The 474-nt window shown below is 46.0% G+C and carries 1 protein-coding gene; it reads left to right on the top strand.

Annotated features, from left to right (window positions below):
* Nucleotides 1-474: EF-Tu/IF-2/RF-3 family GTPase (locus ACO0KZ_RS20460; protein ID WP_422998631.1), on the top strand; the 474-nt coding region annotated here is incomplete at both ends.

The raw sequence follows: 474 nt of genomic DNA, 5'->3' as shown, positions 1-474 counted from the left end.
TGGCACGTCAAGTTGGTGTTCCATACATCATCGTTTTCTTGAACAAATGCGACATGGTTGATGACGCTGAGTTGTTGGAATTGGTTGAAATGGAAGTTCGTGAGTTATTGTCTAAATACGAATTCCCAGGCGATGATTTGCCTATCATCCAAGGTTCTGCGAAATTGGCGCTCGAGGGCGACAAAGGTCCATTGGGCGAAGAAGCGATCATGAAATTGGCTGATGCTTTGGATTCTTACATTCCAACGCCAGAACGTGCTGTTGACGGCGCATTCTTGTTGCCTGTGGAAGACGTATTCTCTATCTCTGGTCGCGGTACAGTTGTGACTGGTCGTATCGAGCGCGGTATCGTTAAGGTCGGCGAAGAGATCGAAATCGTTGGTATTAAAGACACAGTAAAAACAACATGTACTGGTGTTGAAATGTTCCGCAAATTGCTCGATCAAGGTCAAGCAGGCGATAACGTTGGTGTAT

This window comes from Undibacterium sp. Di24W (genome assembly GCF_049340325.1).
GTDB lineage: Bacteria > Pseudomonadota > Gammaproteobacteria > Burkholderiales > Burkholderiaceae_D > Undibacterium.
This window is presented reverse-complemented; position numbering and strand designations above follow the sequence as displayed.